13 protein-coding genes, 1 pseudogene and 1 riboswitch are annotated in these 17413 nt (G+C 39.0%); of the genes and pseudogenes, 9 read left to right on the top strand and 5 right to left on the bottom strand.

Annotated elements, in window-relative coordinates; all coding sequences use genetic code 11:
• Positions 1-355 precede the first annotated feature (355 nt).
• From gcvP to gcvT, 3 genes are read right to left on the bottom strand one after another with little or no spacing between them, the layout of a single operon-like run.
• The gene (gene gcvP / locus ACFINZ_RS06295) at positions 356-3151 is read right to left on the bottom strand and encodes an aminomethyl-transferring glycine dehydrogenase (RefSeq protein ID WP_375634792.1); all 2796 of its coding nucleotides are present in this window, start codon (positions 3149-3151) and stop codon (positions 356-358) included.
• 5 nt (positions 3152-3156) lie between these two features.
• A complete protein-coding gene (gene gcvH / locus ACFINZ_RS06290; RefSeq protein ID WP_375633818.1) occupies positions 3157-3525 on the bottom strand; it encodes a glycine cleavage system protein GcvH in 369 nt (122 codons plus the stop codon).
• A 6-nt stretch (positions 3526-3531) separates the two neighbouring features.
• Entirely contained in the window at positions 3532-4644 is a 1113-nt protein-coding gene (gcvT, locus tag ACFINZ_RS06285) for a glycine cleavage system aminomethyltransferase GcvT (protein ID WP_375633819.1), read from the bottom strand.
• A 136-nt stretch (positions 4645-4780) separates the two neighbouring features.
• A riboswitch (glycine riboswitch) is annotated at positions 4781-4878 on the bottom strand.
• Between the two features lie 446 nt (positions 4879-5324).
• On the opposite strand from gcvT, the gene ACFINZ_RS06280 reads away from it, so the two are divergent.
• The 4 genes from ACFINZ_RS06280 (at position 5325) to ACFINZ_RS06265 (ending at position 10080) form a co-directional block, all read left to right on the top strand.
• The gene (locus ACFINZ_RS06280) at positions 5325-5987 is read left to right on the top strand and encodes an LON peptidase substrate-binding domain-containing protein (RefSeq protein ID WP_375610818.1); all 663 of its coding nucleotides are present in this window, start codon (positions 5325-5327) and stop codon (positions 5985-5987) included.
• Between the two features lie 13 nt (positions 5988-6000).
• Positions 6001-6207: a Trm112 family protein gene (locus ACFINZ_RS06275; RefSeq protein WP_273791466.1), complete on the top strand. Its 207-nt coding sequence runs from the start codon at positions 6001-6003 to the stop codon at positions 6205-6207.
• Between the two features lie 1197 nt (positions 6208-7404).
• A complete protein-coding gene (locus ACFINZ_RS06270) occupies positions 7405-7785 on the top strand; it encodes a helix-turn-helix domain-containing protein (RefSeq protein WP_375633820.1) in 381 nt (126 codons plus the stop codon).
• Positions 7786-9048: 1263 nt separating this feature from the next.
• Positions 9049-10080 carry an aspartate-semialdehyde dehydrogenase gene (locus tag ACFINZ_RS06265; protein WP_375684145.1) on the top strand — a complete coding sequence of 344 codons (1032 nt, stop codon included), beginning with the start codon at positions 9049-9051 and terminating at the stop codon, positions 10078-10080.
• Positions 10081-10364: 284 nt separating this feature from the next.
• Here ACFINZ_RS06265 and ACFINZ_RS06260 read toward each other — a convergent pair whose 3' ends face one another.
• Positions 10365-11003 (bottom strand): SH3 domain-containing protein, encoded by a 639-nt coding sequence (locus ACFINZ_RS06260; protein ID WP_375636988.1) that lies wholly within the window; start codon positions 11001-11003, stop codon positions 10365-10367.
• Positions 11004-11509: 506 nt separating this feature from the next.
• Here ACFINZ_RS06260 and ACFINZ_RS06255 point away from each other — a divergent pair.
• The 4 genes and pseudogenes from ACFINZ_RS06255 to ACFINZ_RS06240 form a co-directional block, all read left to right on the top strand.
• Entirely contained in the window at positions 11510-12328 is an 819-nt protein-coding gene (locus tag ACFINZ_RS06255; protein WP_375618539.1) for a MetQ/NlpA family ABC transporter substrate-binding protein, read from the top strand.
• A 27-nt stretch (positions 12329-12355) separates the two neighbouring features.
• Positions 12356-13390, top strand: coding sequence for a methionine ABC transporter ATP-binding protein (locus ACFINZ_RS06250; RefSeq protein WP_375612288.1), 1035 nt, complete (start codon positions 12356-12358; stop codon positions 13388-13390).
• Complete coding sequence (locus ACFINZ_RS06245; protein ID WP_375609233.1) at positions 13383-14042, top strand: methionine ABC transporter permease; 660 nt, start codon at positions 13383-13385, stop codon at positions 14040-14042. The genes ACFINZ_RS06250 and ACFINZ_RS06245 overlap by 8 nt, the downstream gene beginning before the upstream one ends.
• 441 nt (positions 14043-14483) lie before the next feature.
• Positions 14484-14782: pseudogene (locus ACFINZ_RS06240) on the top strand (integrase); the annotation flags it as partial.
• Positions 14783-14953: 171 nt separating this feature from the next.
• Here ACFINZ_RS06240 and ACFINZ_RS06235 read toward each other — a convergent pair.
• On the bottom strand, positions 14954-15433 hold the full coding sequence (locus ACFINZ_RS06235) for a MaoC family dehydratase (RefSeq protein ID WP_375621600.1): 480 nt from the start codon (positions 15431-15433) through the stop codon (positions 14954-14956).
• 163 nt (positions 15434-15596) lie between these two features.
• On the opposite strand from ACFINZ_RS06235, the gene ACFINZ_RS06230 reads away from it, so the two are divergent.
• Complete coding sequence (locus tag ACFINZ_RS06230; protein ID WP_375621599.1) at positions 15597-16931, top strand: NAD(P)H-dependent oxidoreductase; 1335 nt, start codon at positions 15597-15599, stop codon at positions 16929-16931.
• Positions 16932-17413 lie beyond the last annotated feature (482 nt).

Genomic DNA, 17413 nt, shown 5'->3' with positions numbered 1-17413 from the left:
AACCGGTCGTCGTCACCCTAGTGAGAAGGAGTATATCACAACACATGCAACAGACGTGACCCTATCCCCCGTAGGTTTCGCTCTCGTTTACGTGAACTAGCTGGCGAGACCGATGCCGCCTAGTCACTAAAACCATGCCATACGGTAGAAGGCAAAGGAGAGCATGCCTATTGCCGACAAAACACAGCTTTTTGTCGACTTTTTTGATTTTGCTCATGTTATAAAAAAACAATGCAAAATTCTAGAAAATAGACAAATAATTCCATAGTAACATGATTAACAAGCATAAAACCCACACAAAATGTGTGGGCTTTTTTGTTTATGCAAATAAACAAATTAAATACATATTTGTTATTTAATAGGTATTTCCCAATGGCGGGCACGAACAAATGAGCATTCTGTCTCCCGCAACATTATCAATACGCGATACAGGAGGCCAATATTTATTGGCTGGATCAAGAAAACTGTTGGGAAAAGCAGCTTCTTGTCGCGAATAGGGTCGTGCCCAAGCATCATCTAAAGTATCTGCCACTGTATGAGGGGCATTCACCAATGGATTATTGTCTTTTGGCCAAACCCCGCTACCAACTTTCTTAGCTTCTTCAGCAATAGAGAGTAAAGCATCACAAAAACGATCAATCTCTGCTTTTGGTTCCGATTCCGTTGGCTCAATCATCAAAGTTCCCGGAACAGGAAACGACATCGTGGGCGCATGGAATCCATAATCAATGAGACGTTTTGCAATATCATCAACACTCACCCCATACTGCTCTTTCAACACGCGTGTATCCACAATACATTCGTGCGCAACACGTCCATGCTTGCCCCGATAAAGAATGGAATAAGCAGCTGAAAGACGTGCAGCAATATAATTGGCATTTAAAATGGCTATTTGTGTTGCATATTTTAAGCCATCAGCCCCCATCATTCGAATATACATCCATGTAATCGCAAGAATAGACGCACTTCCATAAGGAGCAGCCGAAACCGCATGTGTTGTCCCATCTTGTTCATGACCTGGTAAGAATGGTTTGAGATGCGCTGCAACTCCAATTGGTCCCATACCAGGACCACCACCACCATGAGGAATAGCAAATGTTTTATGAAGATTCATATGACAAACATCAGCGCCAATATCCGCAGGACGAGCAAGACCAACAAGGGCATTGAGATTAGCACCATCAAAATAAACTTGTCCGCCATTTTCATGAATAATAGAACAAATTTCCTTAATACTTTCTTCATAAACACCATGGGTTGAAGGATAAGTAATCATGAGAGCGGCCAATTTATCTTTATGCAATTGCGCTTTCATCTTGAGATCGTCTACATCAACATCACCATCGCTTAAACATTTTACCACAACGACTTCCATCCCTGCCATATGGGCCGAGGCTGGATTGGTACCATGCGCAGATGCAGGAATAAGACAAACTGTACGTTGATGTTCTCTCCGTGATTGGTAATATCGTCGGATAGCCAAAAGCCCAGCATATTCACCTTGAGCACCAGAATTTGGCTGAAAAGAAACTTGCGCAAATCCTGTAATTTCGCACAACCACGCATTTAACTGGTTTATCATCTCCAAATAACCCGCTGCATCCTCTTGTGAAACAAAGGGGTGTATATTGGCCATGCTAGCCCAACTTACAGGCATTAATTCAGCCGCGGCATTAAGCTTCATTGTACAAGAACCAAGAGGGATCATAGCGCGATCCAGCGCCAAATCCTTATCCGCCAAACGACGCAAAAAGCGCATCATATCTGTCTCTGAATGAACCGCATGAAAAAAAGGCTGAGAAAGAAAAGCAGCATCCCGTTTTTTTCCAAAGAGTCGTGGAGAAACCTGATCGCCTAATTTTGCCCCAAAAAGCTGCGCTAAAGCACCAGCATCTTCTTCTGTCGATAATTCATCAAAATTGATTGCAATAGTGTCATCATCGAGAACACGAATAAGGCGCCCACCTATTTTGGCTTGATGCGCAATTTCTCGCGCTTTTCCCTTAACAGAAATACTCACACAATCAAAAAAGCTTTTCCCTTCAACATGAACCCCTGCTGCTTCTAAACCAGCAACAAAACGACATGTTAAATGATGAATTCGCTGCGCAATTTCTTGTAAGCCTTTTGGCCCATGCCAAACAGCATAAGCGGTTGCCATATTAGCCAACAAAGCCTGCGCTGTACAAATATTTGACGTCGCTTTATCGCGCCGAATATGTTGTTCACGTGTTTGCAAAGCTAAACGAAAACCAACGCGTCCTTTGGTATCCACGGATTGACCAACAATACGCCCTGGAATAAGACGCGTTAACGCATCACTCACGGCAAGGTAACCAGCATGTGGACCACCAAATCCCATCGGAACGCCATAACGCTGCATAGAGCCAACAACGATATCTGCCCCCCATTGAGAAGGTGGCTCCTGAAGGGTAAGCGCTAAAGGATCAGCTACAACGATAACTAAAGCTCCCTTTTCCTTTGCTTCTTTTATGATCTCACTGTAATCATGAAAAGAACCTTTTGTATCTGGCCAAGATAAAACAATTGCCGCTGTATCAGAATCAATTTCGCCATTTTGGCTAATCTGAATCCCTTGTGTTTCAGCACGCGTTTGCGCAACACTCAAAGTCTGAGGGTGTAAAAGACTCTGAAGAGAAATTTTTGTTTTTTTCTCACGGAAAAAGCGAAAAGCAAGGGCATTGGCTTCAGCTAAAGCAGTTGCTTCATCAAGAAGGGAAGCAGCAGAAACAGGCAAACCTGTTAGTTCACTAACCAATGTCTGAAAATAAAATAAAAGCTCTAAACGACCCTGGCTAATTTCTGCTTGATAAGGCGTATAAGCAGTATACCAAGCAGGATTTTCAAACAGATTTCGTAAAATAACCGGAGGCACATAAGTTCCATGATATCCTTGCCCAATAAAACTTTTGTGCACATGGTTACGCTCCATCATCTTGGAGAGTTCTTCCAAGGCTTGTCCTTCACTAGCAGCCTCTGGAAGATTCAATGAACGTCCCAAATGGATAGAGTGTGGAACAGCTTGAGAAATGAGTGTATCAACACAATCAAGCTCTAAAACATCAAGCATTTTTTGTGTTTCATCAGGACGCAGCCCAATATGTCGAGAAGAAAAAGAACGCTCGATCATAGTACTCATCCAATCAAAGCCTTATAAGCATCTTTATCTAACAACCCCTCCAGTTGTGTCTCATCCTGCAATGTCATTTTCCATAACCAGCCTTCTGTTTCGGCTTTCTGATTTACCAATTCAGGATTATCAGCCAAGGCTTCATTTATTTCGACCACTTCACCATCAAGAGGAGCATAAACATCTGAAGCCGCCTTCACTGATTCTACAACAGCCGCCGCCTCTCCTTTGGAAAGTTTTGTTCCACTTTGTGGTAAATCAACAAAAACCAAATCCCCTAATTGCTCTTGCGCATAATGCGTAACCCCAACAATCACCACTTGCCCTTCAACGCTAAGCCATTCATGGTCATGTGTAAAATAAGTTTTAGACATAAAAAATCATCCTTTAAAATAACGTTGTTCAACAAAGGGAAGAGAATGAACTGATAATACAATCTTTTTGCCTCGCAGTTCTGTAAAGACTTGTGTCCCTTCAACTTTAAAATCAACAGGAACGTAACCCATCGCGACAGGACCATCAAAAGAAGGACCAAAACCACCTGATGTTACAATGCCAATCTCATTACCTTGATCATCAAGAAGCAGCGCACCGGCACGAATAGGTTGGCGCGTTTGCGGTTTTAATCCAACACGACAACGAGCCGGTCCTTTTTGCAGTGCTTCAAGAAAAGCCTTTGCACCATAAAATTGTGCTTTTTCTCGAACATTTTTAGGAACAGCCCATGTTAGAGCCGCATCAATAGGTGTCGTATCAGGGGTAATATCATTTCCATGCAAACACAGCCCCGCTTCCAACCGCAAGCTATCGCGTGCTGCAAGTCCAATCCACTCAACACGAGAATCACTCAGCAATTTTTCAGCCAACATATGCGCATGCCCTATAGGCAAAGCAATTTCAAAACCATCCTCTCCCGTATAACCAGAACGCGTTATAAACCAATCCTGTTGTGGTTCGAATCCTTGCATAAAGAACAATTCATTCCCTGGTAAATCGGCATCAGCAAGAACGGCTGCCGCTTCAGGACCTTGAAGCGCAAGCAATACCCTTTCAAGGGCAATCACTTGACATTCAAAATCAACCGCACGCTTTTCCAATTCTAAAAAATCAGCCTGTGCATTCCCAGCATTGGCGACCAACATAAAACGACCCTCTTCCAAACGGGTAATAATAAGATCATCAAGAATACCAGCCTGCTCATTAAGCAAATAATTATACCGTGAATGCCCAATCTTTAAAGCTGCTGCATCAATGGGAAAAGCATAGGACAAAAATTCCACAGCTTGTGCCCCTTCAACCGCAATCAATTTCATATGAGAAATATCAAAAAGTCCTGCATGTGCACGCGTATGAAGATGCTCTTTTAAAACGCCAAGAGGATAAGTTAAAGGCATGTTCCAACCCGCAAAAGAACCAAATTTTGCTCCTGCTTTTTCATGCAAATCATATAAAGGAAGTGTTTTTAAAAAAGATGTTTCTTGTGCTGTGCCCATAATAACTCCAAAGCTGCGCTAACGCCCATAGAATATGGTCGTCTCTGCCCCCTCTGTCATCAACCTGAGAGACTCGCGAAAAGATCTTTCGCTTACACCTTCGGCGCGGGTTTTCCCGACTTTCCAGATCTGCCTTCTTCCTTTTACGGTCCTTAAAGCCTGAGAGATTATGGGCTATTTCCCCTTCGGCGGCAATGCGAAAATTTGCAATCTGCACTCTCCCGCAAAAGAATGAAAGAAACGATAACGCTCTTTCCAGCATATTTAAACCTATAGCCTATCTTTATCACACTGTCATTAGTAAAGTGATGAAAATGTTCTCATTTTAAAACTTGCATAAGCTGCTTCAAAAGATTTATAATATTATCCTTTTGAACCTTACAAAAATTGCAAGGAACACATTTTAGGAAATTTAAGACAAAAATCAAAAGCTATAAACAAAAATACCTCTTGAAAATCATACAAAACGTCACACACTAAAAAGATCGCAAAGCAATATTCTTTCGCGCGCAGTTCAACCTTAAAAATAGGGTTTCATATTCTTTTTGAGAATAAGGACTTCAAATATTTTATAAGTATGATTTTAATGCACAAGAAGTAGGTTTTCTGCTTTCTCAATAGTGTCATAAATAGCGACTATTTACAGACTAAAACTACCGAACAAAGGTGACAAAATACTCATGAAAGCTGGTAATATCTCTTACAATTGCGAAAATGATCTTCCAAAACAAATTGCTCTTTTTCCTTTAGAAGGTGCACTCTTACTACCCGGTGGTTTTTTATCACTCAATATTTTTGAACCAGAATCACTTGAAATGATTGAAAATGTTATGGTAACTGATCGTCTATTGGGCATTATTCAACCACTTTCATCGGATACAGATCGCTTCTCTACACAACTTTATAAAACAGGCTGTATAGGGCGCATTACAAACTACAGTGAAACAGGAAATGGACAACTGTTCATTATCTTACAAGGTGTTTGCCGCTTCACTTTAGAACAAGAATTGAAAAACACAAAATCCTATCGAACAGCTCTCATCCAATCAAACATAAAAGACTTGCAAGAATTTGATATTGAAGAAAGCATTAACCGAGAGAACTTACTCGACGTTGTAGAAAAATATCTAACCATACATGAAATGGAATATAATTGGAGCAGCATCATAGAAGCCCCTACACCTATATTGGTTAATGCTTTTTCAGCTCTTATCCCCTTTACACCAGCAGAAAAACAAGCTCTCCTTGAAGCTCCAGATATCGAAAGCCGTGCCCAAACTCTTCTTGCATTAACAGAACGCTCGCTCATGAAACAAACAGGAACAGATTACCGCTTAAACTAATGAATGTCCAAACATGAAAAAAATGACCACAGATCCCAAAATGCTCGAATTGCTCGTCTGCCCAATGACGAAAGGCACGCTCTCTTTCAACCGAAAAACACAAGAGCTCATTTCTCTCAAAGCCAAACTTGCCTATCCTATTCGTGATGGCGTTCCCATTATGCTTGCCTCAGAAGCGCGCCCTTTGCAAAACAATGAAGAAATAACGCATAAAAAATAAAAAATCCTCATGCAATTTCCTTCTACAAGCCCACTGTTATCAAACCTCTATATCCATATGGTCTCTCAATATTCACGTATTCTGAGAAAAGGCATTTTACAATAGAGAAATACACTGATTTAAAAGATATTTATATCGCTTTACCCCTTGCAATCAAAGCCCCAAATAGCACAGCTTTTCTCGTTTCAGTCTATTCATTCTGAAGCAATAAAAAACATTCGCTTGCACAACACAAATATCTGAATAAAAATAACTGAAAAAAGGATTCAAACAGCCCTTGTTTTTACCCACACGGCCCACCCGCTTATGATGTACAAGCAAGCGATTTTAATTAATCCAACATGAAAAGATTTGTGATGAGAGGTTTTAAGATATTCCGCTTTGTATTTTTAGTTAAAAAGAATGATTTATCATAACAAATCAATTTGTTGATCTATCGCGAAAGTACAATATAAAAGCACTTACACTAAATCAGGAGGGGAACATAAGTACAACTGGACATTTATGTTTTTATGACATTCCTATAAGCTTTATAGGCTAAAAAATACGCTTTATTTGCTTGGAATAAGCAATTTGAATTTCAATTGACGATTGAAAATAATTTCCTTATGAATGAAACTTGTGTTTTGGTTATATACGCAACGATCAATAGGTCCTAGATGCCCGAAAAACTCAAACACGAAAAATGAACCCGCTTTGCAGACATCTCTGAGTTCCGGAGATTCTTGTTATGTCCAAGTACTTTAAGCACTAAAAGCAAGAGGCTGACTCGGTTTCAGCACTTCCAGCCCCCGGAATGCCAATGCGAGGGCGCTTGCGACCGGTGGGAGTAGCGGTGGGAGTAGTAAGTACAGACTGGATATCCACACTTTAAAGATATTTCTATAAACTCTATAGACTAAAAAATGCACTTTATTTGCTTGCAATAAGCAAATTGAATTTCGATTGACGATTGAAAATAATTCCCTTATGAATGAAACTTGCGTTTTTGGTCGTATACGCGACGATCAATAGGGTCTGGAAGCCCGAAAAACTCAAACTAGAAATAAAACCGCTTTTTGCGGATATCCCGGATTTTCCGGGGGCTCTTGTTATGTCCAAGTGCTCTCAGCACTAAAAGCAAGAGGCTGTTTTGAGTCAGCACTTCCAGACCCCGGATACTAATGCGAGGGCGCTCGCAACCGGAGGGGAAACAAAGTGCAAACTAAAAATCTACATTTTTACGATATTTCTTTAGGCAAAAAAATTCGCTTCAGAAGAAACGTCATGGGGTTTTCTCAAAAACAATTAGGAAGTCATTTAGGCGTAACATTCCAACAAATCCAAAAGTATGAAAAAGGCTTAAATCGCGTAAGTGCAAGACGTTTACAGGAAATTGCTCATATATTAGATGTTCCCGTTTCCTTCTTTTATGTTGATGGCGCAAAAAAAGAAGAGAACCTCTATCATTGTGATGACAGAATAGCAAGCAAAGCAGAATATTTACTTTTAAAAAATTTCAGAATACTGACCCGCAAAAAACAAAGAGCAATTTTGCAGTTGATTTCTGATGAAAAAAATAACCCCTTATTTTCATAAGTTCATTGCAAAGATAATCAAAGTCCTTAATAATCTTGACAAGAATTGTGACTGTCTCCCCACACTTCATGAGAATGAAAATGCTTAATCTAATCTGATTTGTAAATAATCCGAATTCTAACGAGTTTAACTTAGAAATAGTGCATTGATTTATAATGATAATCTAACGTTATTGATATTGAATAAGTGTTTCGAATATCGTAAAATTCTTTCATTTCAAATTTGTTCTATATTGAATCAATCAAAATCTCTTGTTTGCACATTACAAGCAAAGTTGGCGTGTGAGTAAAAATGTACAAAAAGGCATACCTCTTATTGAATCGTCTCACAAACCAAGAGCTGTAACGACATTGGGTGCTAAAAAATGTATGAGGTGCTAACTTGCTCTTTTATTAAACATAAATATGTGAGTGTTCAACGACTTTCCACTCATATGAGTCACTTAAACAAAAGGCTCTCCAAACAAGCCTAAGAATATTCCAACGCACTAAAAAAACACTTAAATATATCGAGAAAAATCAAAGATCTTATACTACCATACTCCAAATAATGATATTTTATAGCATAACAAGATTAAAGTAAAAATAAGAAATATAAAGTAAAAAATAGACACGAAAAAAAATATATATAACTTTCATAGGAATTTATCTATATATGGATACTTAAGTTTATCCTGTTGTGCCATAAATTCTATCATTTAAGATATGAGGATATGAAGCACGCATACCTCCTTGAAACATTCAAATGTTTTTTAGATGCCCAATATCTTTTTAAATATTTTTAGGCCTGCTTGTTGAGCCTTTAGTTTAAGTGAAAAATGGGAAGCCGCTAGAATCTAGCTGTTTACAGACTGTAATAGGAAGCTTCGCTTTTAAAGGTATAGGGAGAAAATTAAATAATTCAACAATTAACAGATAAAGTATTAAAAGATTCCACCAACGCGATACGTAATACCATCCTTAAAAAATTCAAAAGTGAGAAGGTAAACAATTGACAGAAGATAAGAAATTCACTTAATTAAAGTGTTTTCTAAAGAGATAATAGCTTAGCGTAAAATATTCAATTTTTTCAATTCTGAAAGATTAAAAGAGACGTATTATTTGAAATAAAACAATTTATTGTGCTAACAATGATGATTGGTGTGCACAAAATTGAGTTGTTGAAAATCAAAAATATAATTTAATGATGTTCCTTGACCAACTCACTCTCTCCTGAGTATAGCACGGGGAATAAACGTGGAGAGACATGAGGAGTATATAGAAAATGAGTTATAAAGTTGCAATTGTCGGCGCAACCGGAAATGTTGGTCGTGAAATGCTTACAATTTTAGAAGAACGTGGTTTTCCTGCGCATGAAATTGTCCCTCTAGCATCACGACGCTCATTAGGACAAGAAGTTTCTTATGGAGATAAAACTTTAAAAGTAAAAGCACTGGATACTTACGATTTTTCTGACACAGATTTTTGTCTTATGTCTGCGGGAGGGAGCATTTCCAAAGAATACGCCCCTAAAATTGCTGCTGCCGGCTGTGTCGTCATCGATAATTCCTCCACGTGGCGCTATGATGTCAATGTTCCGTTGATAGTCCCTGAAGTCAATGGCGAAGCTATAAATGCCTTTTCTAAGCGTAATATTATAGCAAATCCTAATTGTTCAACAATTCAACTGGTCTTAGCTTTAAAACCTCTCCATGATGCTGCAATCATTAAACGTGTTATTGTCTCTACATATCAGTCTGTTTCTGGAGCTGGTAAAGAAGGAATGGACGAACTTTTTGAACAATCACGCGCAGTTTTTGTTGCAGACCCAATTACATCAAAAAAATTCACTAAACGCATTGCCTTTAATGTCATTCCTCATATCGATGTTTTCATGGAAGATGGTTATACAAAAGAAGAATGGAAAATGACGGTTGAGACGAAGAAAATTCTCGATCCGAAAATTAAATTAACAGCCACTGCTGTTCGGGTCCCTGTCTTTATCGGTCACGCCGAAGCCGTCCATGTTGAATTTGAAAAACCACTAAGCGCATCTGAAGCACAAGCGCTCTTCCGCGATGCACCAGGCTGTCAGCTTATCGATAAACACGAAGATGGTGGTTATACCACACCTTATGAAGGTACCGGAGAAGATGATACCTTTATTAGCCGTGTTCGTGAAGATATCACCGTTGAAAATGGTTTAGCTTTCTGGGTTGTCGCCGATAATTTAAGAAAAGGAGCAGCATTGAATGCCGTTCAAATTGCTGAATTGCTCATTTCTCGTAATTTGATAAAGCCTAAGTCCGCAAATTAACGCCCTGTCCGAAGGACAAAGAGCCCCTAGCCGGTCCTGTCAAAAGTCCGGCTTCTCTTCAGTATAACCTTCCCCAGCTGAAGGTTCATATCACCATCCTAAAGAACTGTAATCCAAGGTATTGTCAAATTTGACTCTGAATATCCTTGAATGCCTCGCCACCTTAAGTTAAGCATTGCCGCCTTAATGACATTTTACGGTACAATAGGATCAGCAGCATAAGCATTGTTTGCTTCATGCTGCTGATCCTTTTTGTCATTCCGGTTATGAAATTAACTTTACCCTTATCGAGCAGGATAGGTCACGACACGGTAACGCGTTTCATTACGTTCAAAATTTTTGTAATTGACATTATCAGGAAAGGAGGGATTATAAGCACTCACGTGCTTTACAGAAACGCCTTGTGCTTTTTGCGACGGATTTAAAATTGTTCGTTCATCCCTTTTTTTAACACCTGTAGAATCGATAATCATATCTGTTCTGTATAGTTTTTGCATATTTTTCCGTGTTTTTTGAATCGCCGGAAGAGCTTTAAAGTCGGAAACAGCCTGTTTTACTTTTTCTTTTGGCGATTTTACCATGGATTTTGATTTTGCTGGCATCTTTTTAAAAGCAATGGTAGGAACATCGTTAACATTGACGTAACGTGCAGATGCCCAACCAACTTTTCCATGATAACTAAGAGAACACCAAGTTTTATTGGATAGGCAGCCATAAATTTGCACTTTTGCTCCCATTGGAACCATTGCGATAACTTTATAAGCTGTCGCAGGACCTGTGCGTAAAGATACCTGACCTGATGCAACACGAGCAACTGTTCCTGTAATGGTTCCAGCTTCCGCGTGAAAAGCAGTCACAGCCACCCCTGACGCTCCTAAAGCCCATAAAGTCATCATTGTTGATAAAAATTTCTTTCTTAACATTATTTTTCTTCCTCTCTTAAAACATATGAAGGACAAAAATTCGCCTTTGCAAAAATTTGCCGCATTTAAATCCAATGATCAGCAACCTTTATTCCCCCCCAAAAACCCCACAACATTGCAACAAAATCTCTCTTTATCGCCTACACGAACACGGCCTTTTGATCTTGATTGCGCAGTATGTTCTTCATGAATTTACGGCTAAAGCATCATCTGATTGTCTGGTTCTTCAACCAATTGTCCCTTACAAAAGTTTTTAAAGGGGCATTGGTTCCCTCAACAAATGATTGCAATAAAAGAATTAATTATTTGAATTTCAGAGAATTTCTATGAACAAATGATGATCAGCCCCCCAAACAACTAAAATAGAAGGAAAAATAATACTCTTAAAAAAATAAAAGTGATTGAATATTCTCTAAAGCTTGTATAACTTTAAATCTGCCTAAAAAGATACAGAGTATATTGAAACTTCCCTCAAAAAATTTCTCGAAAAAGAAAGTTAAAAGCATATGACATTAAAAAATTTTTCTCGTAGTCGGATTATAGGATTATTCCTCTCTCTCTTTGCACTTTTTTTGTCTACTGCTTTTTCCATGGCCGCAGACAAAACAAAAATCAAACTTGGTATTATGGAAGGGCGGGATGCGATTATTTGGAAAACTGCTGCTGAACAGGCTAAACAAGCCGGTTTAGATATTGAACTCGTTTATTTTTCTGATTACGCTTTGCCTAATGATGCTGTTAACGCAGGAGAGATCGATGCGAATGCTTTTCAGCACGCCCCTTATCTTAATGAACAAATGAAACAACGTGGCTATAAACTTTCAATTGTCGGCTATACATTTATTGCTCCAATCGGTGTTTATTCACACAAAATAAAAGACTTAAAAGATCTTCGTGATGGTGCACATGTTGGTATTCCGAACGACCCATCTAATGGTGGAAGAGCCTTACTTCTTCTCAATTCTTTAGGTCTCATTAAGTTAAAAGATCCTCATAATATTCTTGCATCTCCACTTGATATTATCGAAAATCCTAAAAACCTGCAAATTCGTGAGCTCGATGCTGGTATGTTAGGACGAGCTATTGACGATTTTGACCTTGCAATTATAAACACAAACTGGGCTATTGTTTCCGGATTAAACTTCGAAAAAGATGTAGTCGCATGGGAGAGCGCAAAAAATAATCCTTATGATAATATCATCGTTGTACGCACGAGCGAAAAAGATGAGCCATGGGTTAAAAAATTAGTTGCCGCTTACAACAACGATCTTATCCGTGCAAAAATCAAAGAGATTTTTGGCAATACCGCCCAAACATCTTGGTAATTGTGCCAAATATCCGAGTAATTGTGAATGGAAAAACCTACTCTTATCTCCTTAAAAAACATCAGCCGTTGTTTTAACAAAACGGCTGGTGTTCCGGTAATTAATAATCTCTCTTTAAATATCCATGCTGGTGAAATCCTTGGCATTATTGGGCGCAGTGGAGCAGGAAAATCAACACTTATTCGCTGTTTAAATGGGTTAGAGAAGATTGATGCAGGGTCCATTTTTTTTGAAGGTGTTGATATTTCCAATCTATCAGAGATAGAATGGGCGCCTTACCGTCAACGAATTGGGATGATTTTTCAACATTTCAATCTTCTCTCATCGCAGAATATTCTTGATAACATTGCATTGCCGCTTAAATTAAGTGGTGTAAGTAAAAAACAACGCCACAAACGTGCCCTTGAACTGATTGAATTGGTTGGGTTATCTGGGAAAGAATATTGCTATCCGGCACAATTGTCAGGAGGGCAAAAACAACGCGTTGGCATTGCACGCGCTCTTGCTGCTAATCCTAAAATATTGTTATCAGATGAAGCCACCTCTGCTCTTGACCCTGAAACAACACAATCTATTCTAGAGCTCCTTGCTGATATTAATAAACACCTCAATCTCACGATTGTGCTCATCACCCATGAAATGGAAGTTGTGCGCACCATAGCGCATCGCGTTGTTGTTCTTAATCAGGGAAACATTGTAGAGGAAGGACGTGTGAAAGACATCTTTACATCACCGCAAGACGATACAACCATAGCCATGCTCAAGCTTGTAACCCCGCAACTTCCTGAAAAATTTGCGAAAAATCTCAAACCAATCGGACGAGAAGCTGTCATTGAAATTAATATTGCCGGTGAAATTGCCCAGCAGCCTTTTCTTCATCTTCTAGAAAATGAGAGTGGTTTAAAAGCACGTATTTTGCATGGTGGCATTGATACAGTTCAAGATGAAACCATCGGGCGACTCTTCTTGGCTCTTCCTGGAGAAGATAAAGAAGCTTTAGAAAAAGCTGTTCAATGGTTAACGAAAAAAGGACGATATTGTGAGGTCTTAGGCTATGTTTAATGTTCTGTCTCATGAACTTCCCCAAGCTGTTATTGATACAATATTGATGACACTTAGTGCTTCTGTTATGGCATTTATTATAGGGCTTCCCCTTGGTCTTCTTCTTCACACAACAGCACGCGGAGGGATTTTTTCCTCATCTCTCATCAATCGCCCTTTAAGCATGATCATTGACAGTATTCGTGCCATTCCCTTTATTATTCTTGCATTTTATCTTCTTCCCGTTACGCGTATCGTTGTAGGAAGAGGGATAGGAATGCCTGCTGTAATTTTTATACTGACCATTTCAGCTATCCCTTTTTATGCTCGCATGGCGGAACTCTCTTTTAAAACCGTTGAAAACGGTCTCATTGAAGCGATCCGCTCTATGGGTGCAAGTCGTCTTCAAATTATCAGACATGTTCTTATTCCTGAAGCTCTCCCTAGCCTGATTACAGGTTTTACAGTCATGGTCATTTCTCTTATAGGAGCCACCTCACTTGCTGGATATCTTGGTGGAGGCGGTTTAGGGGATATGGCAATCCGCTATGGCTACCAACGCTACAATACCTTCATCATGACCATCGTCATCATCCTTTTGATCGTGCTCAATATTACAACCCAATGGACTTCTGATAAAATCGTACAAAAACTTGATAAAACAAAACATTAAAAGACTTAGAATTTCACATGCCAATACCATCATCCTCTTTGCCACTTTCCAAGTGCACCAACCCTTGCCTATCGAAAACACTCATAAGAGATTAGAAACTTTTTTCTTAAACAGTTTTTATCTCTCCCCATCCGTTTGTAACATGAAAGAAAATAGTTTTAATGGCTTTAATATAAAAGGGGATAAAATAAGAGATCTCACAGTATGTGAAACTCTCTTTAAATTAAGACATTGGTCACGACCTTTCCCAACCTTAGATAACACATTGAATTTATAATGATAATATGGCGTTATTCATATTGAATGAGAACTCTGAATACCGTAAGATCCTCTCATTCCCAATTTGTTCCATATAGAATCAACCAAAACCTCTTGCTTGCACGTTAAAAGCGGAAAGAGCCGTGTGAGTAAAACTATACAAGAAAGAAAGGCATGCCTCTTATGAATTATCTCAAGCGCCAAGACCTGTCTTAACATTGGCGGCTAGCATATAATATGATGGTGCCGATTTTCTTCTTCACAAGCATAAAGATAGGGGTGCTCAATGGCTTTATCGTTATACTATTCACAGGCGCCATTGCGAAATGGGTGTGACGAGCGTTGAGAGATGTTGCTTTAAAATAAACCCGTGAATTGGCAACGCAAGTATATTCCATTTGAAGCGTTCTGTTTTACGTGATGGGTATGATCCCATTAAAGAACGCTATAAACAAAAGCGTGAAGCAATGCACTATCTTCATTAGGAAACTCCTCTTCAAAACGATCTAGGAAAGATAGCAACCCGCTATGGCTATCAACGCTATGATAGCTCCACCATATCTATCATCCTATAGATTATTCTCAATATCATCATTGAAGAAACTTCTAATAGAATTGTATAAAAATTTTATAAAATAAAGCACTCAAATAATCTAGATATTGGAAGGTTTTTCTTCCACAACAGCAACAATAAGCCATTGAGCTGTAAGAGCTGGTTTTTTTAACTTTTCAATTTCCACCGTAACCCCATAATGGAAAACCACTCGACCAGAAGGACGAATTTCTGCGTCGTCTAACACAAAACGCGCACGTATCCGTACCCCTGTTTTCACAGGACTCATGAAGCGTACTTTATCGAAACCATAATTAATCCCCATTGTGCTCCCTTCTAACTCTGGAAGAGCTTCATAAGCGAGCCTAGACAAAAGCGATAATGTTAAAAAACCATGAGCAATCGTGCCGCCAAAAGGTGTTTTTTTAGCCTTTTCCTCATCAACGTGTATCCATTGATGATCATCTGTAGCACATGCAAACTGATTAATCATATCCTGTGTAACAAGACGCCACTCCGATAATCCCACTTCTTTCCCAATAAAACTGGTGACATCTTGTACTGTTATTTTTTGCTGCATAACGCTATTCCTATTTTATTTGATAAAAGAAACCACCCCTCTTGCTTTTATAAAATCCATTGATTAGAGCATCAAGAATAAAAGATTAATTGTCTTAAAAACAAATGCACCTTATGAATGAGAAAAGTTCTTTAGCAGAATAGTTTTCAAATAGGAAAAAAGAATGGCAAGCAATGTGAACCTAACAGGTTTAGCACATGATTTGAAACAACGTGCAGAAAACCATCCCCCCATCCGTATTGGACTGATTGGTTGTGGTGAAATGGGCACAGATTTATTATCAAGTATTGCGCATATGGATGGTATAACAGTCGCTGCTGTAGCCACGAGGACACCGTCACGTATTTTTGATGCCGCTACACTAGCCTATGGCGAAGATGGACATGTCTGTGAAGTTGAAAATACTTATGCTCTCACCCAAAGCATTGAAAAGGGTTTGATTGCAGCAACAGATGATATTAACCTTGTTTTGCGCCATGAACAAATTGATATTATCGTTGATGCAACAGGCTATCCCGAAGCAGGAGCAGAGATTGGTATCAAAGCGCTTGAGAATAACAAACATCTTGTCATGATGAATGTTGAAGCAGATGTTACAATTGGCGCTTATCTCAAACATGAAGCAGAAAAACGAGGGCTCATTTATACACTTGGTGCCGGCGATGAACCTACTTCTTGTATGGAACTCATAGAATTTGTTTCAGCCCTTGGACATAAGATTGTTGTAGCGGGTAAAGGAAAAAATAATCCTCTGCGCTTTGATGCTACACCTGACGCTTACGAAGAAGAAGCATTCCGGCGTAATATGAATGTGCGCATGTTGGTTGAATTTATTGATGGTTCCAAAACGATGGTTGAAATGGCAGCCATTGCCAATGCCACCGGACTTCTCCCCGATTGCCCAGGAATGCATGGACCACGAGCAGCGCTACAAGATTTAAACAAAGTGCTTATTCCAAAGCAAGATGGGGGCATTTTACAGCAATATGGTGTTGTAGATTATTCAATAGGTCAAGGTGTTTCACCTGGTGTCTTTGTCATTGCCGAAATAGCACACCCACGTTTACGCGAACGTATGGAAGATTTAAAAATTGGCCAGGGACCTTACTTCACCTTTCATCGCCCCTATCATTTAACAGCAATGGAAGTTCCCCTCACCTGCGCACGTATTATGCTTTATGGCAAAAAAGATATGGTCCCTCTTAGCCATCCCGTAGTAGAAGTCTGTGCTGTTGCTAAAAAAGATTTACATCCAGGTGATCAGCTAGACTTTATCGGTCTTTATACTTATCGTGCTTGGATAATGAACATCGCAGAAGCACGCGCTCACCACGCCATTCCTTGTGGCCTTTTAGAAAAAGCAACAGTAACAGCTGCAATTAAAAAAAACGAACTCATTACAGTACATAATACTGCTATTCGTGAAGATCAATGGATTGCACGTCTTCGTGCTAAACAAGACCTTTTACTTCATTGCCCTTCTTCCGCTAAGCTATAAATACTCCTGAATTACCTTACTTAACAGTATCCTTCCCTTAGGCAACAGAATAACCCAGAATACACTTCTATCGCAAATACAGGTTTATGTTTTAATAAAAGCATTTTCCAACGATGCACATCACCACTTCCCTCTCACAATATGTCCCGTAAATGCGACAGTATAAACCACCCTATGAGATGGCATAAGATTCATTGTGTATCACTATCTTTACTCTATGAAGATACAAACCAGCACCATCATTTATTTTCCAATACTACAACAGTCCTTGAACCTTAGAGATGATTCATGAGAAGAATTTTTACTCTTTTTTTTTAATAATTTTATCCATACACGAACGCAACTTGTTATACGTAAAAAATACTTCTGATGGATTTAACATAAACAAATTTAAAATGATAAATAATAATTTCTCATTTTTCTTATTGCATGAGAGCCATGGATATAGGGATATTCTTTATTTTATCCCCTTATGAAAGATA

This window comes from Bartonella sp. AA81SXKL, assembly GCF_042196945.1.
In the GTDB taxonomy this organism is placed as follows: Bacteria; Pseudomonadota; Alphaproteobacteria; order Rhizobiales; family Rhizobiaceae; genus Bartonella.
The sequence above is the reverse complement of the archived record's forward strand: the minus strand, read 5'-3'. Positions and strand labels throughout refer to the sequence as shown.